Source organism: Acidobacteriota bacterium (assembly GCA_022562055.1).
In the GTDB taxonomy this organism is placed as follows: Bacteria; Actinomycetota; Acidimicrobiia; order Spongiisociales; family UBA5794; genus BMS3BBIN02.
This window is the reverse complement of record JADFQA010000001.1, coordinates 113,533-134,877: the sequence shown is the minus strand read 5'-3', so window position 1 is coordinate 134,877 and position 21,345 is coordinate 113,533. Positions and strand designations below refer to the sequence as shown.

Below are 21,345 nucleotides of genomic sequence, written 5' to 3'. Positions count from 1 at the left end.
TACGTAACAACAATCGTGCTGACATGTTCATCAAGACGCTTGCCTGTTGAGAGATAGAACGGGACACCTTGCCAGCGCCACGTATCGATAGACAGCTTAAGGCGGATATACGTTGCGGTATGCGATTCCGAGTCCACACCGGGTTCGTCCGTGTAGCCCGCCGCGGCGATGCCGTTGATGCTCCCCGCCGTGTATTGACCGAACGTGACATCCGATGCGGAGACGGTGCGAATCGACTGCAACACGCCGACCTTGGCGTTGCGAATCGCCTCGGCTGTGAAGCTCGACGGCGCCTCCATCGCCACAAGAGCAACAAGTTGGGTCAGGTGGTTTTGCACCATGTCGCGAACGATGCCTGCCCCGTCGTAATACCCAGCACGTGACCCGACACCGAGGGTTTCCGTAACTTGTATCTGCACGGACTCGATGCGATCCCGGTTCCAAGTACTTTCAAACAGCGGGTTCGCAAACCTAAAGGTCAAAAGGTTCTGGACGGCCTCTTTGCCCAGGTAGTGATCCATGCGATAGATTTGATCCTCGGAGAAATGCGTGTGGAGCAACGTGTTCAGGAGCGCGGCCGAAACACCATCGCGGCCAAAGGGTTTTTCCACAACGATCCGCCCCCAGCCGCCACCGTCAGCAAGGCGTGCCATGCCGATCATCGTTGCGGTATGCGCAGCCGCGTCCGGTGGAACGCCCAGATAAAATACCCTGTTTGCCGGCCGACCAGATTCCACATCGTTGAGGCGCTCCTCCAATATCGCGAGGTCTTCAGCATTGCGAGGAACGTGGCAATGTGTGGCCTCTGCGATCGTGGAACCAACGTCTTGCGCGAACCCCCCATGGTTGGCGAGAGACTTCGAGATGATCTCACGAACTCCGTCGTCTCCTATCGGACGAGAAGATACACCGACGATGCGAACGGGACTTTCACGCCCCGCGATCACGTCAAATAGGGCTGGTATCAGCTTACGGTGCGCGAGGTCGCCGGTGATTCCGAAGATTACGAACGTCGTAGATGTTGCTTGCTGCATCGATTCTCGCCGGCACGGGGAAGGAACGACCAAGAGCCTACCGCACCGACACCTGTACCGTACCAGTCGGTCGCCGGAGCGGGTCGCAACCGGATTCCTTTCCGTTCGGGTCACTTGGCACCTGCGGCGCGCGGAGTGGTCGCACGAGGTGTCTCTGAAACGCTCCCGCTGGGCGGATATCTGCCGACTGGCTAGTCATGTCGTTGACAAATCTGAATGCGTAGCAAAGGAACGCCATATGGCACTTACCCATGTTGCTAGACAACCAATATTCGATCGCTCGCTTTGTGATCGAGGTCCGTGATGACTCCGGTGACGACCCTGCCGTCGAGTTTGCCCTCGCCGCACTCCACAGACAGGGACATCGCATGACTCTCGAACGGTGGGACTCGACAAGGCCACCTTCTGCGCTTTGGGACATTGCAACGACCATCAAGGTCGACATGCGGAACGTTTCTGTGAGACAACCTAAGGGCCTGGCAGAAACGACTCATTCTCAGGGAGTTAAAGCACTCGCTGCAAAGATTGAAACTCGTCAACAATTCGAACTATGCAAGGCGGTCGGATCCCACGAGTTTCAAGGCAAATTCCTGTCGAAACCTGAAATAGTCGAACATCGCAACGTTCCCCCAACAATCGATGGACCTGCTGCGGATACTCCAAGCGCCACAAGACCCCGAAACCTCGGCTGACGATGTCACTCTCATTATCCGCCGAGATGTCGGATTGAGCGTGCGCTTGGTGCGTGTGGCCAACTTTGCGTTCTTTGCGCTCCCCCGCCGAGTGGAGTCGATCTCAGAAGCGGTGGTGCTGCTCGGGACGCGCCGAATGGCTCGATGGGCAGTGCTCCTTTCGATGTGGGCCGCGACATCGAAGCCCGCAACTCTGACTTCTACCGGTCTAGCTCGGGCACATATGTGCGAGATTCTCGCCAAGCACCAACGGCACCAGCCAAGCCAGGCGTTTTTTACAGTGGGCCAATTTTCCATCCTTGACGCCCTTCTCGACCTCCCAATGGAGACGGTCCTCTCCGCACTGCACCTTTCAGCCGACCTCAACGACCCTCTCCTCCATCGTCAAGGTCTCCTGGGGGATACCCTGTCTGTCGTCTGTGCATACGAAGTCGGTGACTGGGGGCACATCGACCGTGTCGAAATTGACCAAAGAGTGGTGCGGGCAGCGTTCATCGATGCGTGCTCGTGGGCCGACGCGGCTTCGAAGCAGGTGTCAGCCTGACGTCTGCTCGCTCAGCGAGCTCCCCGAGTGGAGTCCATCGGCCGGTCTCCGGCCCGCAGCGCTCGGGCGATATCGATAGCTGTGACGCCCTCATCGACCCGCCATGCCGCGGCGACGCTCGACCATTCGGCCACGAAGCTTTCGGCAAAGGTACCGTCGCGGTTGGCGGCTTCCACTACGTCTTCGCTCCATATCCACGCCATCGCACACCTCCAACGCTGCTCTTGCCTTCACCGTACCTGACATGTCAAATCATCAAGGCGCCGGTGGAATTGCAGCACTCCAAGGGCTGATGTTTATGACCCTGGCTCGTATACGGTGGTAGCGGGCTTGAACGTCGACCAAGCAAACCAATAGGTGTCGAAGTGATTCACGCGGGTGAGCTCGGTCCCAGCCAACTCGCCGGTGATCGCGATCCCTGCCGCGCTCCAGATCGAACCGGTTTCAGCATCGACGATTCGCCGCCCCACCACCGAAAACGTGAGTTGACGCCCCGTGACCTCTCGCAGAAACACACCTACCGTCCCTACATCACGTCCAGCTTCGATGGATTCCGTGTCAAGCGCAGACGCCTGCCCTTCTTGCCACAACACGACGATGTCGACACCGTCGAGCGTATCGGAGATCACGGCAACACCATCCGCAGAGGAGAGACTCGAGAGACGGTAAGCGCGCTGCTGCGCCTCGATGTCCACACCTACAACTCGCTCCTTTGCCGCTTCCCTCGTGTCAAGGAATCCGGGGACAGTTGTAAATGCGTCTTCGTCAGCGTCGTACCCAACGTACGGATTTCGTCCGTAGTCGCGGGAAAACCCGGTCTTGGCTTCGTCAAGAACTCTGCCATCGGGATAGCGTTCAATGAACGCATCCCAAGCCATCAACGGTGCCGGTACTACTTCCAACTCGTCTCCGGTGAGTAACCCAACGACAGCCCGACCGTCAAAATGGGTCCACAACGTCTCCGTTGCGCGGTCGTACATTACAAGCGAGCTTGCGTACAGCGAACCTGATGTGCCAAACGTGGTTTCGACCCCACGGACGCGTCGAATGAATGCGATTGCGGAATTGCACAGCGGACAGTACGTCACGACGACCGGAACGCCGGCGATCGTATCGTTGACGATCTCGTGCCAGATCAGGATCCGCACGGGATAGGCGCGGGCCTCGCCAGCGATCTCGACTGCCACGACGGGCTCGGCGGGGCCAAGTAGGTCTCGATTGGCGGCTACGTCGAGGAATGAGGGGGCATCAATCGAGGGTATGCCGTCGGGTGGCGGCCCGCCGGAGAACATCTGCGAGGGCGGGATGAGAGGAGGTGGGAACACCGTTGCGAGCGGTGTTTCGAGCGCGGATGGGCCGCTGGGAAGTACGGCTACCGTCGCCAGCGTGTCGGTGGATTGCTCCGCAGCATTGGATGAGCCGCCACATGCCGCCGCCATCAACGCGAAACCGACTAGCAGTGTTCTGAGCGCCATGGTGGGTGCAACAGAGGGTCGAAACGAGGTATTCCTGGGCCGCTAGGACGGTGTTCGCTGCGGCTGCTGGACCTCGGGTTCGTCCAACACGATACGAATGCGCCGGAAGCCCTTGCCTTTGGATTCCACCTTACCGATGCGAATCGACCCGACTTCGGAGGTTGAGGCAACATGGGTGCCGCCGTCTGCCTGGCGGTCAAGACCGACGATGTCGATCACGCGGACCGTGGTCAATCCCGGTGGCAGAAGACTGACCTTAGTGCGGATAAGCGACGGATCCTGATCTGCGGTTTCCCGATCGAGAAACTCCACGTTGATTGGTAAAGTCCTCCCGAGTTGAGCAACGAGTTCCCGTTCGACTTCGAGCTTGAACTCGGGTTGCCATTGGGGCAACTCAAAGTCGAGTCTTCCTTCTCCTGGACGCATGTTCCCACCGGTGACCGGAGACTGGAAGCGGTTCCAGATCACACCGCACAGCGCATGCATTGCGGTGTGCGTACGCATCAACCGGTACCGACGATCCCAGTCTACGATTCCGTGCACTATCGATCCGGCCGGTGGCAACCCACCTTCCAACCAATGCCAGACATCGTCGCCGTCGCTGTCGACACGTGTGACGTCGAATACATCGTCGCCAAGGCTGAGAACTCCCAGATCGTGAGGTTGTCCTCCGCCACCGGGATAGAACACCGTTTTGTCAAGCAATACGCGTCCGTCGTCACTATCGACATCGAGCACCGTCGATATCACGGTTTTGGCGTACGCATCTGTCGAATATATTTTGTCAGTCACAAACGCTCTCGCTTCGTCGATTGTTCGTTGCAGCGCCGACCGAGACTACTCGCGCTGCCACTCGTGCAGGGGATGCAGTCTCGGGGCCGTCGATATGCGTCCACTCGAACGCAGGTAACCTTCTGAGATGCCCTCCATATATTTCACCTCCATCGCCGAGGCCAACCTGTTGCTCGGCGATGACTCGTTTGCGTTGCTCGTCGGTCTTACGCTGTATCAGCAGATCCCGACCGAGAAGGCGTTCGCGGGACCGTACGAACTCAAACAGCGCCTCGGCGGCGAATTCACCGCGGAGTCGATCGCTGTCATGAACTCGGAAGAACTCGAAGCAGTGTTCCGCGAGAAGCCGGCGCTCCACCGCTTCCCCGCCAACATGGCAAAACGTGTCCAGTCCGTTGCCACGTTCATCGTCGAGGAATACAACGGAGTCACCGCAGATATTTGGACGGGAGTCGCGAACGCCGACCGACTCATGAAACGGCTCGTGGCCATTCCCGGATTTGGCGAATACAAGGCTCGATTGACTATCGGAACTTTAGCCAAACACTATGGCGTCAAGCCCCGTGGTTACACCAAGTATCTGCCCGATTGGCCGTCGATCGTCGACATCACCCGACCCGAGGATCTTGCCGAGCTAAAGGTCCGCAAAAAGCTATGGAAGTCGCAAAAAGCGAACTGACGTACTTGCCGTAGGAGCGGCGGACCAGCAACACGCTAATAGTTTCTACTTTTGGGCTTGGTGGGTTTCGCGGTACGCACGATCAGAATTGGATAGCCGATAGTGGTTACCGATGCGAAGAGGAACCACTGGACGGCGTAGCTGAGGTTGCGACCCTCGTCCAACGATGCGTCGTCCAAGATCTGCAAGCCGGGTTCTGGAAGTCGTTGTACGACGAAGAACGGTGCCGCGTTGGCTGCGGGCGTGAGGGTCGATATGTCGAGTCGCCCTGCTCTACCCGAGTCGATCTCAAGTCCGAGCTTAGGGATCCCCCGGGCGTCTACTTCGTCATTTCGTATGTACCCGTCAACGACGCCCACGCCGCTCTCCGTTGCTCCGTCGTAGGGCGGACCCTGCGTTCCAAGGCTCACCCAACCCCGAGCGACCAGAACAACCCCGGTGCCATAGTCGAGGGGGGTGACGACGCGATACCCGGACGCACCGCCTCGAGAACTCGGCCCAACGAAGAATTCATTCGCAAAGTCGTAGGTGCCTTCCACGGTGATTCGCTGGTATTCGACCTTGGACGGGTCCTCGTTCCACCTTGCGACGAGATCTCCAATTTCCATTGCGGTACCCGAAGATCGCTGCTCGACTGCTGTGTTGATCGCACGGCGCGCCTCGAGCCTGCGCAGCTGCCACATGCCGAGCATGACGAACATCACGACCCCAACCACTGCAACGACATGTCCGACCAGCCAAATTCCGCGCCGAGCGAAGGTGTAGTCGTTCGAACGGTCAGTCATCAGCGGTCGCTTGCTGGTTCTCCGACGGGCAGACCTGCGACCCACGACTACTTCGCACCGTCGCCTCCGATCGCCGTGGATCCGGACCGGCGTGGATCTCCGACCCCGAACAGAGTGCCGTCGGGGCTGCGGGCCGCAACATGCACTCCCCCGAAAAACATTTGCTGAAACCCAAGGTCGCGTCTGCCAAGAGCTGGCACCGTCGTGGACGGTAGGGGAAACCCGGTTTCGTGCGAGACAACACGCTCTCCTCGATAGTTCTCGACATGTGACCGAGGGGCAAGGACTGCAGCCTCGAGCTCCAATCCGAGGTTGAAATACCCGTACAAGACAGATCCAATGGCAGTCGTTATGCGATCAGCGCCCCCCGACCCCACCGCCAGAACCTCTCCACTCGGATGTCTCGCAATCGTCGGCGACATGTTCGACATAAGGCGCTCGCCCGGTACGAGTCCGTGGAAGCTGCCCCCGGTCAACTCGAGTTCACCGAGCGCATTGTTCAGCCATATCCCGGTACCCTCCACCATCGCACCCGATCCGTAGCCCGACGACACCGTGATCGAGCAAGCGGCCCCGGTATCGTCGACGGCTGAGACATGGACGGTCGATGGCGGACCGGTAAGAACACCCAGATTCTTGACACTGGCCGCCTCGAGCATCGTGCGGATTGCAGCTTCCCGGTCGTCTGCTCGGTCGAGTTCGGCGTTACGAAACGCGAGGACTCTGTTCTGTGCATCGACCCACCGGGCCACACGATCATCTCGTGACCTTTCGCCCGGTTCGACTTCCGCGAGTAGAAGCAGGGCTGCGAGCACTGAGCCACCTACCGCTGGCGGCGGATTTGTCGCTACATGCCAGCCCGAGACAGTCGCCCGTGTCGGCGCTCTATCGACCACTTCATACGACGCCAGGTCCGCAATGGTGACGATCCCGCCACCATTGCGGACCCCCGCTGACAGCGTCCGGCCGAGATCACCTCCGTAGAGTGTCGCGGCACCCTGTTCCGCAAGAACCTGCAGTGAACCGACCAGGTCAGGCATGCGGACGATATCACCAGCTTGCAGCGGTGTGCCATCCTCGTGGTTGAGGAAGGACCGGGAGTGATCGAGCCACCCGAAAACGACATCATGTGACGACCTCAGATAGTCTGCAGACGAACTTGGGAGCTCGAATCCCCTGCGGACATGATCGATGGCTGGCTCAAACAGAACCGCCCACGGAACGGCTCCCCACCGGCGGTGGGCGTTGTCAAAGGCGGCAATCCCGCCGGAAACTCCCACCGACCCAAACCCGACGATGGTACGGGTGTAACCACCGTAGTCCATCTCGATGTCAATACCCCCAGAGCCGAAGGCCGTTGTCGGCAGTCCCTTTCCCGGCATGACGGTGTATCCATCGATGACCCGAGGTCCCTCCTGAGATGGCCACACGGTGACGAACCCGGCCGCGTCCAACCCGACCATGCCAGGTGTCGTCGCCATGGCGACAAGCGCAGAGGCGAGGGCGGCATCAACTGCATTGCCGCCAAGTTCGCCGATGTGGACCCCGGCAAGGGCGGCGCGCTGGGATCCGCAACTTACAACAACTTTGGCCATTGGCAGAGGCTAGTGCAAACAAATCGTTTGGCGATCATGATCTAGGTACAACAAATATGCGGTCGCCCATTATCATCCGACGTCAACTTCGACTGCATCCTCCACTGATCGTGCGGTGACCTCAAGGGCCACAACTTCGAGCTGCGACGGACGATCAACAGCTTGCCGCCAGAAGCGTCTTTGCACCGTGCCCACGATCCAGACGCCGGTGCCGGCCACAAGCGTGTTGATCGATTCTTCATCGGGTCCCCAAAGCGTCACCGGGATCACATCGAGCCGTGGATCCGGTGTCTGCGAACGCACAACGACGAGGTAGCGGGCGAGCGTCGCCCCCGAATCGAATGTCTGAATTTCCGGATCACAGGCCAGCACCCCTGCAAGGACGACAACGTTGAGGTCCATTTCTTCCCTTTCTCTGCGGGAAGTGCGGGTGTTCGTAGCGTACCTCGGCGCTACGACATGTAAACGATTACTGGCGTGATCGCGGTTTTCAGAGCAGGGGATCGAGCAGCTCGATGCCCGGAAATGCGGGATCGGTCAGCAATATGTCGTCACGTAGCGTCCTCGCCAATGAGGTGTCCCCTCGCATACCGGCGACGCGAGCCGCCACGTACATGACTTTGAGGTCTTCAGGAAACGGGTCGTTCTTGGGCGGAACCGGGAGGACAAGGTCCGCTGCACCGTCAAGGTCATCCCCATCGATCAGAAACGACGCATACACCACGAGAGCTTCCTTGTAGACAGGTGGTCTCGCATCCCATTTAATGAACTCGCGCCACAGCGACACGACATCGTCTGATCGGTCGAGAGCACGCAGAACATCCAACTCGACAGCGACATGGACCAGATCGCCAGACAGCCGTCGATAGGCCCTGAGTTCGTTGAGCGCAGCGTTCCAGTTACCGAGCCGGTAGGCAGACAGGCCAAGGATCTCTCGGATGGTGGCGTCTCTCGGAGCAAGCTGCTTTGCTTGTTCTGCCATCTTCATCGACCGGTGGAACTGTGCGTCTATGAATGCTGCCGAGGCACCGCCGAGCGACTCGAGAGCAGCGGACACCCGTTTTGGTGATGTCACCCTGGCAAGGTCGTCTATCACCCACTTTGGTAAATCGACAGCCGCACCCACCAGATCGCCCCGCCGGTCCGAGCCCACTGCGCTTTCGCCTGGCCCCCGACGGGTTTGAGCTCTATCCCGATCTCTATGTGTGTCGCGCTGGCTATATCGCTGAACTCCCCGCTGAGATGAACGATCCTGACCGTCGCGTTCCGACCGGCCGCCGCGCGATCCACGCTCGCCGCTGTAATGCGACCTGCTCGATCGCGACGACTCCCGGCCACTTCCAGGCTGCGCATCCCGTGGCTCGCGCCTTCCTCGGTCGCCACCGTATCGTGATCCGCTGCCTTGTCCGCGCCTTCGACCCTCGTTAGCGCTCGATTGCCGGCGCCGCGCTCCTCGGTCTCGACCGGAGCGAGAGTCATCCCGTTCGCCGTATTTGTTGTTGCCCTCGTAACTCGACGGGGAACCGCTTCGCCGAGTGCGGTCAGCGCGCGGGCTATCGGCATGTGCGCCATCTCTGCCGCTGTCGCGCGAACTGGCACTACCACGCCCATCACGATCCCCACCACCACGGGAACCCGACGAATCCCGTCCCCTGGAACGATCACCACGTTGCCTATCGCGCGATCCTCCGTCGTACCGAGAGCCACCCGTCCGACGCGCATCTCCGCCGCTGTCGCGCGAACTGGCACTACCACGCCCATCACGAACCCCACCACCACGGGAACCCGACGAACGCCCACGCCTGGGACTATCCACGCCACCGTCGCCGCGAGACTCACCGCGGTACCTCGATCCCTCAGATCGCCCGGTGCCACGACGTTTTGGATCTGTGTTGTAGCGTGACTCGCCAGACGCGCGACTGCCGCGGTTTCGCTCTACCTGTTTGGAGGTCGATTGCCGCGACCTTTTACTGCCCTGTTCATCTCCGCCGCGACGAGGGTTGGTCGAGTTGCCACGACCGGTCTGGCGTGATCGCCGGGCACGGCCTTCGTCTGTGTCTCCACGCGAACGCGATTTCCGCGGTTGGTCTCTCTCCCCGCCGCTATCTGAACCGTCGCGTCGCCAGCGAGGGCTATCACCTCCACCGTCAACGTTGTAACGGCGGGGACGCTGATCACGAGATCGATCCTGAGAACGCGAAGCGCGTCTGTCTTGTTCATCGCGACGTTGCTCGTCGCGCTCGCCATCGAAGGCCATCGTGATCGCTATTCCTTTGTGGATGGTGTGCATCGCGCAAACGCTTCGCTGTGCGCGAGCGGGAGTGTAGCGGTTTCGCGCCGGGCAACGAATCTGTCACCACCGAGTTGTCGAGTTACCGGGAAGACTGCTATGTACAGGTTGCTGGGGACGCGGAAAAGCCCACCGGTCATTGCGGACCGGTGGGCTTTTCCTATGGTTAGTTTGGCGGCGACCTACTCTCCCGGGGCCCTACGGCCCAAGTACCATCGGCGCTGGCAGGTTTAACTTCTGTGTTCGGAATGGGAACAGGTGGGACCCTGCCGCCATAGCCACCAAAACGCTATGAGCTGCTTCTTGAGCGCTCCATAGCGAGCACGAAAACGTCCGAATTCAAATCCAAGCCCTCGAACTATTAGTACCGGTCAGCTTCACGCATTACTGCGCTTCCACTTCCGGCCTATCAACCTGGTGTTCTGACCAGGGTTCTTAACCGATAAACGGTGGGAAATCTAATCTTAGAGGCGGCTTCGCGCTTAGATGCTTTCAGCGCTTATCCGTTCCATACGTAGCAAACCAGCCATGCCCTTGGCAGAACAACTGGCACACCAGAGGTATGTCCATCTCGGTCCTCTCGTACTAGAGACAGCTCTCTTCAAATTTCCTGCGCGCGCGACGGATAGGGACCGAACTGTCTCACGACGTTCTAAACCCAGCTCGCGTGCCTCTTTAACGGGCGAACAGCCCGACCCTTGGGACCTGCTCCAGCCCCAGGATGAGACGAGCCGACATCGAGGTGCCAAACACCGCCGTCGATATGGACTCTTGGGCGGTATGAGCCTGTTATCCCCGGGGTACCTTTTAGCCGTTGGCCTTGGCGCATCCACATGCCGCCAAGGGATCATTAAGCCCTACTTTCGTACCTGCTCCACTTGTAGGTGTCACAGTCAAGCTCCCTTGTGCCTTTACACTCAACGCCTGATTGCCGACCAGGCTGAGGGAACCTTTGGGCGCCTCCGTTACATTTTAGGAGGCCACCACCCCAGTGAAACTGCCCACCAGGCACTGTCCCTGATCCGGATAACGGATCGAGGTTAGAAGACTATTGTATGAAGGGTGGTATTTCAAGGTTGACTCCCCGACAGCTGGCGCCGCCGGTTCATAGTCTCCCACCTATCCTGCACGTCATACAACAAACTCCAATACCAAGTTGCAGTAAAGGTCCCGGGGTCTTTCCGTCCTGTCGCGCGAAGTGAGCATCTTTACTCACATTGCAATTTCGCCGAGTCTCTGGTTGAGACAGTATCCAAGTCGTTACGCCATTCGTGCAGGTCGGAACTTCATCTTGGTCCCCGCGTTTCCACGGGGGATAGACTATGCCTTCATCTCGCTCAGTTGATCGTCGAGCATCTACTAGATGTTCGTGATCTCAATCGGGTTTCTCGGCTGGAGGTGCATCGCACCTCCCACTTCGCCGTCAGATACACGAGCCAAATCGAATGGTTCCGCACTCGATGTGACTCAGGATCTGGGGAAGCACCTGGTCCTGGATGTTTCGTGCTGACCGCAATGCAGTCTTTGCCGAAGAAACAACTAGAACCGTAAGAAAACGTTGATTGCTAAGCGAGAGCCCACGTATTGTACCGGCGGTAGATTTATCACTCCCCCAACATACGTTGTTGGTGTGACAGTCACCGGTACCTCGCCCCGAAGGGCTCAGTCGTTACGGGGTCATGTCGGTGGCAACCGACAGAGGACTTCCCACGGCATTACCCGCTAGCTATTGCTCGATCCTTGGCCGAGCAGCCAGTGAGGGCTTCGCCGTTATGAGTGGGTTATTTTGGCGGGATCGCTCCCACCAACGGGCAATTCAATTACCCGACAAGGAATTTCGCTTGATTCTGTTACTTGTAGACCATTCCGAGGACACGAACCCTCGGGTGGCGGGTCGATCATTTCTGTCGACCTCCCTACGTCGCCGCAGGGTCCGGACCATATCTTCATCTCCCGGCGTTACCCGGAGATGGTCGGCGTATGGTCTCTGAGGATTCTCAGATACGCTGAAGGCTTCCTGTGGTTCATCGTTTCAACGATTCTTGCTATATCGGCGATTCCTGACACAGTCAGGTGCCGATCGGCTTTCATCATTTCCACAACGTGTGCGAACTTTTCGAAGTTGTGTTGTTTCGTTGTGCGCAGTCGATGATCCCGAAAGAACGGGATGATCTTTTGCTCGAGGTCACTGCGCCGCTGGACGCAATACCGGAGGAGATCCTCGCGGTGATTGTCGTGTCTGCGGTTCAGATATACCTTTCCACATCCGAAAAACGTTACAAGATCGTCAAGTACGTCACGGCTGGAAGCACTTTGAGCGACGGCGAATTCGGGACGGACTTGCCATCCCAGGGTCATCGTGTGATTGCGATAGATGGGGACGCTAAAACAGCCTTCTCCATCCACGAATCCGAGGACCCATTCGCCGCTGAGTCTTTCCTGCTGATTGTCCGGCGTGACCATTCCATAGTCACCCACCGGCGGATTTTCACTGCTCATGTACACAAGGTACGAAGTACCTATGACACGAACGAGTACCGCACGGATACAACCGGAGTTTCCAGCATATAGCCGACTGCACTCACCGCTGTCACCAGCGGGAGGGGCAGCTCCCTCTTGCCTGCAAGAGGGGTTTCCTACCTTAGGACCGTTATAGTTACGGCCGCCGTTTACCGGGGCTTAGATTCAAAGCTTCGCCGAAGCTAACCCATCCTCTTAACCTTCCGGCACCGGGCAGGCGTCAGAGCGTATACATCGTCTTGCGACTTCGCACGCTCCTGTGTTTTTAGTAAACAGTCGCTTGGACCAGTTCTCTGCGACCCATTCGGGCTACGGACGCGAAGTCCTACACCCTACCTGGGCGCTCCTTCTCCCGAAGTTACGGAGCAATTTTGCCGAGTTCCTTAACCAGAGTTATCTCGCTCACCTTAGTATTCTCTACTTGTCCACCTGTGTTGGTTTGGGGTACGGGCACCATGTGAACTCGCTAGACGCTTTTCTCGGCGGCATGGGCGTTCAGTGGCTTCGCCTGATACGGCTCGGCATCGCGCCTCAGACATATGGGATCCGGATTTTCCTAGATCCCGTCCTACACGCTTACCCCGGGTCAACCATCGCCCGGGTCCACTTACCCTTCCGCGTCCCGTCGTTGCTGACCTACTACCAGTTGGGTCGGTAGGCCCCGAAGGGCTTTCCTTAGCAAACCGGGTTCGGTCCTGACGCGCACATGGTGGTACAGGAATATCAACCTGTTGTCCATCGACTACGCCTCGCGGCCTCGCCTTAGGTCCCGACTTACCCTGGGCGGACGAGCCTTCCCCAGGAAACCTTGGACTATCGGTGGAAGAGATTCTCACTCTTCATTCGCTACTCATGCCAACATTCTCGCTCGTGTGGTCTCCACGGCTGGCTTACGCCGCCGCTTCGTCGCCCACACGACGCTCCTCTACCGCTCCCATCCCCTGGACGCTAGGCGCCTGGGTTAATGATGAGAACCCGCAGCTTCGGTACAGAACTTGAGCCCCGTTACATCATCCGCGCGGAATCACTCGACCAGTGAGCTGTTACGCACTCTTTAAAGGATGGCTGCTTCTAAGCCAACCTCCTGGTTGTTTGGGCGACTCCACATCGTTCCCCACTTAGTTCTGATTTTGGGACCTTAGCTGGCGGTCTGGGCTGTTTCCCTTTCGACCATGAGGCTTATCCCTCAAGGTCTGACTGCCGTACTTAGCTCGTTGGGATTCGGAGTTTGACTGGGGTTGGTAAGCTTGTTGGCCCCCTAACCCAATCAGTGCTCTACCCCCAACGAGGAACATACGACGCTAGCCCTAAAGCTATTTCGAGGAGAACCAGCTATCGCCTGGCTTGCTTGGCCTTTCACCCCTATCCACAGGTCATCCCCCCAGTTTTCAACCTAGGTGGGTTCGGGCCTCCACGAGGTCTTACCCTCGCTTCACCCTGCCCATGGATAGATCGCCAGGCTTCGGGTCTATGACACGCGACTAGACGCCCTATTAAGACTCGCTTTCGCTGCGGCTACACCTCTCGGCTTAACCTCGCCACATATCGATAACTCGTTGGCTCATTCTTCAAAAGGCAGGCGGTCAGGATTCCGAAGAACCCCTCCCACTGCTTGTAAGTTGACGGTTTCAGGTACTGTTTCACTCCCCTCACCGGGGTACTTTTCACCATTCCCTCACGGTACTTGTCCGCTATCGGTCAGTAGGTAGTACTTAGTCTTATGAGGTGGTCCTCACAGATTCACACGGGATTTCACGGGTCCCGTGCTACTTGGGAACATTGCTGAGAGATTTGAGAGATTTCGCGTACGGGCCTATTACCCCCTATGGGTCTGCTTCCCAGACAGATTCCGCTATCTCCAAATTTTGTAACTCTCTGACCATTCCGACGTTTGGTCAAGCAAGTCCCACGACACCAATACGGCAACGCCGTCGGGCTATTACACCGTACTGGTTTAGACTGATCCCGTTTCGCTCGCCGCTACTCAGGGAGTCGCATTTGCTTTTCTTTCCTCAGGGTACTGAGATGTTTCAATTCCCCTGGTTGCCTCTACTGGCCCTATATATTCAGGCCAGAGTAACTGGGCATTACCCCAGCTGGGTTTCCCCATTCGGAAATCCCCGGATCGTAGCTTGTTAGACAGCTCTCCGAGGCTTATCGCAGCCTTCCACGTCCTTCATCGGCTCCTACTGCCAAGGCATCCACCGTCAACCCGTAGTAGCTTGGATTGTATTGAATACTTTAGTTTTCGTGCTCGCTATGCAGTTCTCAAAAAGCCAGGAACCAACAAAAAGTTGATTCCCTCACAAGTGAGTTAGCCCCGGTCCTCCAACCAGCCTGGATTTCGCCGCGAGGCGTACCCAAACCACCGGAAGGTAAGGCGGAGATTCGCCGCGAGGCGCATCTCCAATCCGTCCGCAGGACGGACCACTCCCTCACAACTAAACAGCGTGTCCAAATTCGTCCGAACACCACACCTTGTGTGGAGTTCTCGCTTATTGAGTAACCAACAGATTCACAGAAGCTCAGAGCCATCGTGAGATGTCTCCTAAAGCGCTCCTTAGAAAGGAGGTGATCCAGCCACACGTTCCCGTACGGCTACCTTGTTACGACTTCATCCCAGTCACCGATCCCGCCTTAGGCAGCTCCTTCCCAAAAGGGTTAGGCCACTGACTTCGGGCGTTACCGACTTCCGTGATGTGACGGGCGGTGTGTACAAGCCCCGAGAACGTATTCACCGCGGCATAGCTGATCCACGATTACTAGCGACTCCGGCTTCATGGAGTCGAGTTGCAGACTCCAATCCGAACTGAGGATGGCTTTGGGGGATTTGCTGAACCTCGCGGCATCGCTTCCCGTTGTACCACCCATTGTAGCATGCGTGCAGCCCTGGCCATAAGGGGCATGATGACTTGACGTCATCCCCTCCTTCCTCCGAGTTGTCCCCGGCAGTCTCCCATGAGTCCCCGGCATAATCCGCTGGCAACATAGGATAGGGGTTGCGCTCGTTGCGGGACTTAACCCAACATCTCACGACACGAGCTGACGACAGCCATGCACCACCTGTCATGGACGCCGAAGCACCCAATCTTTCAAAAGGTAGATCCATGATGTCAAGGCCAGGTAAGGTTCTTCGGGTTGCATCGAATTAAGCCGCATGCTCCGCCGCTTGTGCGGGGCCCCGTCAATTCCTTTGAGTTTTAGCCTTGCGGCCGTACTCCCCAGGCGGAACACTTAATGCGTTAGCTTCGGCACAGCAGACGTGAATCAGTCCGCCACACCTAGTGTTCATCGTTTACGGCGTGGACTACCAGGGTCTCTAATCCTGTTTGCTCCCCACGCTTTCGCTCATCAGCGTCAGTACCGGCCCAATGAGCCGCCTTCGCTACTGGTGTTCCTCTCGATATCTGCGCATTTCACCGCTACACCGAGAATTCCACTCATCTCTACCGGACTCTAGTCATAACAGTTTCGACCGGCGTCCTGGGGTTGAGCCCCAGGTTTTCACGACCGACTTGTTAAACCGCCTACGAGCCCTTTACGCCCAATAAATCCGGACAACGTTTGCTCCCTACGTATTACCGCGGCTGCTGGCACGTAGTTAGCCGGAGCTTCTTCTGGAGGTACCGTCATTTTCTTCCCTCCTGAAAGCGGTTTACAACCCTAAGGCATTCATCCCGCACGCGGTGTCGCTGCATCAGGCTTTCGCCCATTGTGCAATATTCCCTGCTGCTGCCTCCCGTAGGAGTCTGGGCCGTGTCTCAGTCCCAGTGTGGCTGATCGTCCTCTCAGACCAGCTACCCGTCTTTGCCTTGGTGAGCCGTTACCTCACCAACAAGCTGATAGGCCGCGAGACCATCCCAGAGCAGCGGACCATTTCTTCAACCCGACATGTGTCGGAAAGAAGGTATCCGGTATTAGTCCAAGTTTCCTTGGGTTATCCCAGTCTCTGGGGCAGGTTTCTCACGTGTTACGCACCCGTTCGCCACTTTCCCCGCCCTTCCCTTACGGGAAAAACGGTTCTCGTTCGACTTGCATGCATTAAGCGCACCGCCAACGTTCGTCCTGAGCCAGGATCAAACTCTCCATCGAAAGTTGATTGATCCTAACTACTCAGTCCCAATCACTTGAGGAACTGGTTCCTCGGAATTGGAACCGAGGAGTCATTATCAAAGGTTGTGTTTCGGGCGACCGAAGCCGCCGTCACACTGGCTGCGTCGAGGACGGGGGTCCTCATGTTGACACAGCCGACTTGTACAGTCGTGGTCTTCATCGATCTTCACGTTAGTGAAGCGAGAAGCCACGCTTGTTGGCTTTTGACACGCTGTTTAGTTGTCAAGGAGCCCGGAGTCTCCAACCCTGGGTAGGGCCGAAGGGGTCTCACACCATAGCACCGCCCATCGGGGCGGCCGGAACAGCCGAGCCCTAAAGCGGTCTCGGCCAGTGCGGAACCAAGTATGCCAGAGCGCAAGCGCCGATGCAAGTCAGCCGTTGGCAACGGCCAGTCGATACCGCTCTGTTTTGTCGACCCCGCGGTTGTCGAGACGCTATCTAGCGTTTTGCACGAGTGGAAACGATACAATCTAATTCGCAAGATTCAGCCAAACCGCGTTGTGACGACGGAATCGTTACGACCTGGGACAGAAGATTCCTCTGCGGACGACCAGTTGAATGCTGCAGGAACCGCGAACAAGGCCGTCGGCGACCCACCGCGTCCTCGGAAAGCGTAGGATGGAGTGAAGCGTCGAACTAGTCAGATTCTGGTAGGGCGTAATGACCACGGTGAGCACTAGCAACACCACCGTGAGTGGTATACGATGATAGCTCAATAGTGGTCAGGGCTTAACCACGTTGAGCAGTCTGAAGAAAGACGGAGGAAACTAAGGTGAAGGCATCAACTACAGCGGAACGCGCGTTCGGTAGGGACCGTACCGCACGTGGAACTTTCATCCTGCTGCTCGTGATGGCGATGGTCGTGACCATCACGGCGCTAGGGGCGACGGCCGCGGAGGCGGCGACGTTTTCGGCGGTGGCCGACTTCGAGTCTGGGCTGTCGAGCGGCGACACCGTGTCGACGTTGTCGAGCGGTAACGGTATCTCCGGTACGAACCTCGGAACGATTTCCGTGTTTGGTTCGACTCCAGGCGTTTCCGGGAATGCTGCGATGATCTTCGACGCGACGTGCGGCGGATCCGCGTCAAGCTGTACAGGGGGCGACTCTGATCTGTTCTCGCCCGCAAACGGCAATGTGCTCATCGTGTCCGAAGACGGAGACTCTTCCGATCCTGACGATTCGGCATCGGCCGCGGCAACGCTGTCGCTTGGATTCGGGGCATGGGGCGACTCCGGACTTGTTACGGTTAACAGCCTGGAGCTGTTCGACATCGACACCGCGGGCGCGTCGATCGATTTGTACGATGCTGGCGACGCCCTCCTCGCGTCGGTGCCGGTCCCTGTGATAGGCAATGGCGATTCGGAGATCGTGGTGGTCAACCAGACCGGGGTTCGGCGAATGGTCGTTCGCCTCGCTGGTTCGGGTGCTATCGACCGTCTTGATATCACTGCAGACCGAACAATCATGGACCTCTGGCTCGACAAGTCGGTAAGCGACGACTCCGTGTTCGTCGGCGATGAGACGACGTTCACTCTTACGGTGGGGAACGACGGACCCGACGGAGCGACCGGCATCGAAGCTACGGACGTTCTTCCGACCGGGTTGACTTACGTTTCTCACGCCGGTGACGGTACGTACGACACCGCAACCGGCGTGTGGACGATAGGCGCACTTGCGGTCGGCCAAACAGTATCGATGACACTCACCGTTACGGTCGATGCCGTTGGGACGTTCACCAACGAGGCCGAGGTCACAGCTGCGAACGAGCCAGACGTGGACTCAACACCTGGCGACGGCATGGGCGACGACTGGGACGACGCTTTCGTGTCGGCCATTGAACCCCCACATGTGATCGACCTTGAACTCAACAAAAGCGCTTCACCGGCGGTGATCAGCCCTGGTGACACCACAACATTTACTGTTTCGGTTGTGAACCAGGGTCCCGATGCGGCTACCGGCGTGGAGGTAACCGATACTCTGCCTGCGTCGCTGACATACGTGTCACACGCTGGTGACGGTTCCTACGACCCCGTCACGGGCGTCTGGACGATCGGCAACCTTGCGGTCGGAGCATCGGTGTCTCTCGATATCGACGTGACGGGCGTTCAACTTGGTACCCATACAAACGTCGCCGAGGTCACCGCCGCTAACGAGCAAGACAGCGACTCGACGCCAGGCGACGGGCAGGGCGACGACTGGGACGATGCCACAATCACCATTGTGGAGGTCGATCCGATCATCGATCTCGAGCTTACGAAGGATGTCGATCCGGCAAGCGTTTCGGTCGGTGACCAAACTACCTTCACAATCTCAGTGATCAATCAGGGCCCCGATGGCGCTACCGGTGTCGTGGTTACCGATACTCTCCCCGACGGCGTCACATATGTGTCGCACACCGGTAGCAACTCGTACGACCCTGCGTCCGGCGTGTGGACGATCGGTAACTTGGCAAATGGAGCATCAACGTCGATGACGCTCACGGTCACCGTCGATAGTGCCGGCACGTTCACAAATGAGGCAGAGGTCACGGCTGCGAACGAGCTCGACATCGATTCCATACCCGGGGACGGAACAGGTGACGACTGGGATGATGCGACTGTGACAGCCACCCAAGTGCTCGCATCCGCGCTGATCGGTGACACGGTGTGGTTCGACGACGACAAGGATGGCATTCAGGACGCCGGGGAAAAGGGCGTGTCGGGTGTCACGGTCACGTTGACTAACACCGACACGAACACAACTATCAGCATGACCACAAACGCCGACGGCCGTTACTTGTTCTCGGCTCTTGATCCCGGGAATTACGTTGTCGCGGTGACGAAGTCGACGTTCCCCGAGAGCACCTCGCTGACGACTGTCAGTTCATTCACGATCGCTCTGGTGGACGGCCAGGAGTACCTGACAGCGGACTTCGGCATTGCGGGTTCGTTGCCGGTCACCGGACTCGAGATCCAGCAGTTTGCGTTTCTGGGGGTACTGTTCGTCGCCCTTGGCGCCGCGGTGCTTGGATCCGGTCGCAAGCTTGACGGGAACGAACCCATCTAGTTCGCAACAACGACATCATCAAGTACGGGGTCGGAGTTCTCGCTTCGGCCCCCTATTTGATTTGCGATGTCACCCTCTCATCAGAGGACCCGGTGTCACGTCATGATCAACGTTCGGGTGGCGTGACGTACGAGCCGCCGCCGATTCGCGTCAGCGTCCTCCATCCATTCTTTTGCGAGTTCGGCCACCAGGTCAGGGTGATCCTTGGCTATGTCATTGAGATGGTTTGCAACCGAGCAACGAACATACTCCTCGTCGTCCCTGAAGGCGTACAGGATCGGCAACACCGGAGACGGATCAGCCATGAGCTGCGCTCTCGCCTTGAGTTCTAGATTCTCCAGATCCGTCAAAATAGAACCGACGAACGCTCCCCGATCAAACGTCGCGAGATGGCGGTCCAAGTGAAAAGCCACAACATCTACGAGGTCTGGAGAAAGGAAGTTCTCGAACGGTTCCATTAGCGCGGGCCACAGCGCCGAAAGTGCTCGTCCTGGATTTGGCCTGAATCGGCGTCCGTTGTGATCATCGGATTCGTACGAACCTGCGCTTACCGACTTGAATGACTTTGCCTGTTACGTCGACAGTGGGCAGGCGATCCACGTCGATCCGGTCGCCGTCGATCTTCACGGCACCCTGTTTGATCATTCGGCGCCCCTCCGTGTTTGACGTCACCAGGCCCGCTGTTGCCAGCAGCGCTGGCAGGAATACCTCATCCCCCATCGACTCCGGCATCGAGATTTCGTCAACATCGTCGGGCACTGCATGCTGCTTAAACAGGCGATCAAATGCCGCCTCGGATTCCTCGGCTGCGACCGAACCGTGATACATCGTGACGATCTCGCGCCCAAGCAAACGTTTCGTTTCGCCGGGATGGCGGCTCCCGTCGGCCACGTCGAATGCGATCCGAGCGGCTTCCGCTTGTGTATACCCGGCGGCGAGCAGAAACCACTGCTCCATGGCGGCGTCTGGAAGACTCATGACCTTGCCAAACATGTCATCGGCAGGGTCGCGGATGGAAATGTAGTTCCCGTACGACTGTGACATCTTGCGAGTTCCGTCGGTCCCGACGAGTAGCGGCACGGTAACCGCCACCTGAGGCTCCTGATCGTACCGTCCCTGCACTTGGCGACCCATGAGCAGGTTCCACAGTTGGTCGGTGCCACCAAGTTCGACGTCGGCATTGACTGCAACAGAGTCCATTGCTTGGAGCAACGGATACATGAACTCGATGAGCGAGATCGGTCGTTTTTCCGCGAAGCGCTTAGAAAAGTCGTCGCGTTCGAGCAGCCGAGCAACTGTTGTGGTCGACGTGAGTTCGAGCAGCTTGTGCATGTCCATCGCGGCAAGCCACTCCGAGTTGGGGCGAATCTCAAGACGTTCCTCAGACAGCACATCTTTGATCATGTCGACACAGCTCACTGAATGCGCGGCAACCTCCGATGGAGTGAGTCGCTTGCGCGTCTCTGACCGACCCGTAGGGTCGCCAACAAGGGCAGTGAAGTCCCCGAGGATCAGCACGGCGGTGTGGCCGAGGTCTTGAAAGCGCCGCAGGAGGCGCAAGACGACGGCCCAGCCCAACGTGACGTCAGGGGCGGTGGGGTCCACGCCGAGCTTGACTCGTAGCGGCCGACCCAGTTTCAATTTGTCGAGCAGCCCGCCGCCGGGTGTAACCGCATCGATCCCGTCCGTCAGGATCGCGAGCTGTTCTTGCGGCGAAGGAGAGGCAGGGGTCATGCAACTCAGGATACCGGTCAGCGTTCGAGCTGCCAATGCTTGCCCC

General features: G+C 58.2%; 16 protein-coding genes and 3 rRNA genes. 4 read left to right on the top strand and 15 right to left on the bottom strand.

Annotation, left to right across the window (positions count from 1 at the left end; genetic code table 11):
• Nucleotides 1-1,034, bottom strand: a 1,034-nt coding sequence (locus IIC71_00655; GenBank protein ID MCH7667701.1) for a glucose-6-phosphate dehydrogenase (NADP(+)), incomplete at its 3' end; no start/stop codon positions are given.
• Between the two features lie 251 nt (nt 1,035-1,285).
• On the opposite strand from IIC71_00655, the gene IIC71_00650 reads away from it, so the two are divergent.
• Both IIC71_00650 and IIC71_00645 read left to right on the top strand, forming a co-directional pair.
• On the top strand, nt 1,286-1,726 hold the full coding sequence (locus IIC71_00650) for an EAL domain-containing protein (protein ID MCH7667700.1): 441 nt from the start codon (nt 1,286-1,288) through the stop codon (nt 1,724-1,726).
• On the top strand, nt 1,674-2,270 hold the full coding sequence (locus tag IIC71_00645; GenBank protein ID MCH7667699.1) for an HDOD domain-containing protein: 597 nt from the start codon (nt 1,674-1,676) through the stop codon (nt 2,268-2,270). The genes IIC71_00650 and IIC71_00645 overlap by 53 nt, the downstream gene beginning before the upstream one ends.
• 11 nt (nt 2,271-2,281) lie before the next feature.
• Here the strand turns inward: IIC71_00645 and IIC71_00640 are convergent, their stop codons facing one another.
• From IIC71_00640 to IIC71_00630, 3 genes are all read right to left on the bottom strand, one after another.
• Nucleotides 2,282-2,473, bottom strand: coding sequence for a hypothetical protein (locus IIC71_00640; protein MCH7667698.1), 192 nt, complete (start codon nt 2,471-2,473; stop codon nt 2,282-2,284).
• A gap of 93 nt (nt 2,474-2,566) precedes the next feature.
• Nucleotides 2,567-3,745 carry a DUF3179 domain-containing protein gene (locus IIC71_00635; protein ID MCH7667697.1) on the bottom strand — a complete coding sequence of 393 codons (1,179 nt, stop codon included), beginning with the start codon at nt 3,743-3,745 and terminating at the stop codon, nt 2,567-2,569.
• Nucleotides 3,746-3,787: 42 nt separating this feature from the next.
• Nucleotides 3,788-4,570: an alanyl-tRNA editing protein gene (locus IIC71_00630; GenBank protein MCH7667696.1), complete on the bottom strand. Its 783-nt coding sequence runs from the start codon at nt 4,568-4,570 to the stop codon at nt 3,788-3,790.
• A gap of 94 nt (nt 4,571-4,664) precedes the next feature.
• On the opposite strand from IIC71_00630, the gene IIC71_00625 reads away from it, so the two are divergent.
• The gene (locus tag IIC71_00625; protein ID MCH7667695.1) at nt 4,665-5,216 is read left to right on the top strand and encodes a Fe-S cluster assembly protein HesB; all 552 of its coding nucleotides are present in this window, start codon (nt 4,665-4,667) and stop codon (nt 5,214-5,216) included.
• 35 nt (nt 5,217-5,251) lie between these two features.
• Here the strand turns inward: IIC71_00625 and IIC71_00620 are convergent, their stop codons facing one another.
• From IIC71_00620 to IIC71_00580, 9 genes are all read right to left on the bottom strand, one after another.
• Nucleotides 5,252-6,001 (bottom strand): SURF1 family protein, encoded by a 750-nt coding sequence (locus IIC71_00620; GenBank protein ID MCH7667694.1) that lies wholly within the window; start codon nt 5,999-6,001, stop codon nt 5,252-5,254.
• A gap of 47 nt (nt 6,002-6,048) precedes the next feature.
• Nucleotides 6,049-7,596, bottom strand: a complete 1,548-nt coding sequence (locus IIC71_00615) for a gamma-glutamyltransferase (protein ID MCH7667693.1) — start codon at nt 7,594-7,596, stop codon at nt 6,049-6,051.
• A gap of 72 nt (nt 7,597-7,668) precedes the next feature.
• Nucleotides 7,669-7,998: a single-stranded DNA-binding protein gene (locus IIC71_00610; protein MCH7667692.1), complete on the bottom strand. Its 330-nt coding sequence runs from the start codon at nt 7,996-7,998 to the stop codon at nt 7,669-7,671.
• Nucleotides 7,999-8,086: 88 nt separating this feature from the next.
• Nucleotides 8,087-8,722, bottom strand: a complete 636-nt coding sequence (locus IIC71_00605) for a hypothetical protein (GenBank protein ID MCH7667691.1) — start codon at nt 8,720-8,722, stop codon at nt 8,087-8,089.
• Complete coding sequence (locus tag IIC71_00600; protein MCH7667690.1) at nt 8,689-9,471, bottom strand: hypothetical protein; 783 nt, start codon at nt 9,469-9,471, stop codon at nt 8,689-8,691. Before IIC71_00600 ends, IIC71_00605 begins: the two co-directional genes overlap by 34 nt.
• Nucleotides 9,472-9,531: 60 nt before the next feature.
• Entirely contained in the window at nt 9,532-9,816 is a 285-nt protein-coding gene (locus tag IIC71_00595) for a hypothetical protein (GenBank protein MCH7667689.1), read from the bottom strand.
• A gap of 239 nt (nt 9,817-10,055) precedes the next feature.
• Nucleotides 10,056-10,172: ribosomal RNA gene (rrf, locus tag IIC71_00590) — 5S ribosomal RNA — on the bottom strand.
• Between the two features lie 55 nt (nt 10,173-10,227).
• Nucleotides 10,228-14,634, bottom strand: a 23S ribosomal RNA gene (locus IIC71_00585).
• A 336-nt stretch (nt 14,635-14,970) separates the two neighbouring features.
• Nucleotides 14,971-16,498: ribosomal RNA gene (locus IIC71_00580) — 16S ribosomal RNA — on the bottom strand.
• The 16S, 23S and 5S rRNA genes sit together here, the layout of an rRNA operon.
• Nucleotides 16,499-17,291: 793 nt before the next feature.
• On the opposite strand from IIC71_00580, the gene IIC71_00575 reads away from it, so the two are divergent.
• The gene (locus IIC71_00575; protein ID MCH7667688.1) at nt 17,292-19,565 is read left to right on the top strand and encodes a DUF11 domain-containing protein; all 2,274 of its coding nucleotides are present in this window, start codon (nt 17,292-17,294) and stop codon (nt 19,563-19,565) included.
• Between the two features lie 95 nt (nt 19,566-19,660).
• On the opposite strand, the gene IIC71_00570 is transcribed toward IIC71_00575, so the two are convergent.
• Together IIC71_00570 and IIC71_00565 are read right to left on the bottom strand one after the other, a co-directional pair.
• Nucleotides 19,661-20,023 carry a hypothetical protein gene (locus IIC71_00570; GenBank protein MCH7667687.1) on the bottom strand — a complete coding sequence of 121 codons (363 nt, stop codon included), beginning with the start codon at nt 20,021-20,023 and terminating at the stop codon, nt 19,661-19,663.
• A 64-nt stretch (nt 20,024-20,087) separates the two neighbouring features.
• Nucleotides 20,088-21,299 carry a tyrosine--tRNA ligase gene (locus IIC71_00565; protein MCH7667686.1) on the bottom strand — a complete coding sequence of 404 codons (1,212 nt, stop codon included), beginning with the start codon at nt 21,297-21,299 and terminating at the stop codon, nt 20,088-20,090.
• Nucleotides 21,300-21,345: the final 46 nt, after the last annotated feature.

Bases quoted from the DNA above. Each gene is read 5' to 3' on its own strand.
- IIC71_00650 (MCH7667700.1), top strand. From the start codon at position 1,286: ATGTTGCTAGACAACCAATATTCGATCGCTCGCTTTGTGATCGAGGTC.
- IIC71_00570 (MCH7667687.1), bottom strand. From the start codon at position 20,023: ATGGAACCGTTCGAGAACTTCCTTTCTCCAGACCTCGTAGATGTTGTG.
- IIC71_00615 (MCH7667693.1), bottom strand. From the start codon at position 7,596: ATGGCCAAAGTTGTTGTAAGTTGCGGATCCCAGCGCGCCGCCCTTGCC.
- IIC71_00635 (MCH7667697.1), bottom strand. From the start codon at position 3,745: ATGGCGCTCAGAACACTGCTAGTCGGTTTCGCGTTGATGGCGGCGGCA.
- IIC71_00595 (MCH7667689.1), bottom strand. From the start codon at position 9,816: ATGAACAAGACAGACGCGCTTCGCGTTCTCAGGATCGATCTCGTGATC.
- IIC71_00645 (MCH7667699.1), top strand. From the start codon at position 1,674: ATGGACCTGCTGCGGATACTCCAAGCGCCACAAGACCCCGAAACCTCG.
- IIC71_00565 (MCH7667686.1), bottom strand. From the start codon at position 21,299: ATGACCCCTGCCTCTCCTTCGCCGCAAGAACAGCTCGCGATCCTGACG.
- IIC71_00625 (MCH7667695.1), top strand. From the start codon at position 4,665: ATGCCCTCCATATATTTCACCTCCATCGCCGAGGCCAACCTGTTGCTC.
- IIC71_00610 (MCH7667692.1), bottom strand. From the start codon at position 7,998: ATGGACCTCAACGTTGTCGTCCTTGCAGGGGTGCTGGCCTGTGATCCG.
- IIC71_00620 (MCH7667694.1), bottom strand. From the start codon at position 6,001: ATGACTGACCGTTCGAACGACTACACCTTCGCTCGGCGCGGAATTTGG.
- IIC71_00640 (MCH7667698.1), bottom strand. From the start codon at position 2,473: ATGGCGTGGATATGGAGCGAAGACGTAGTGGAAGCCGCCAACCGCGAC.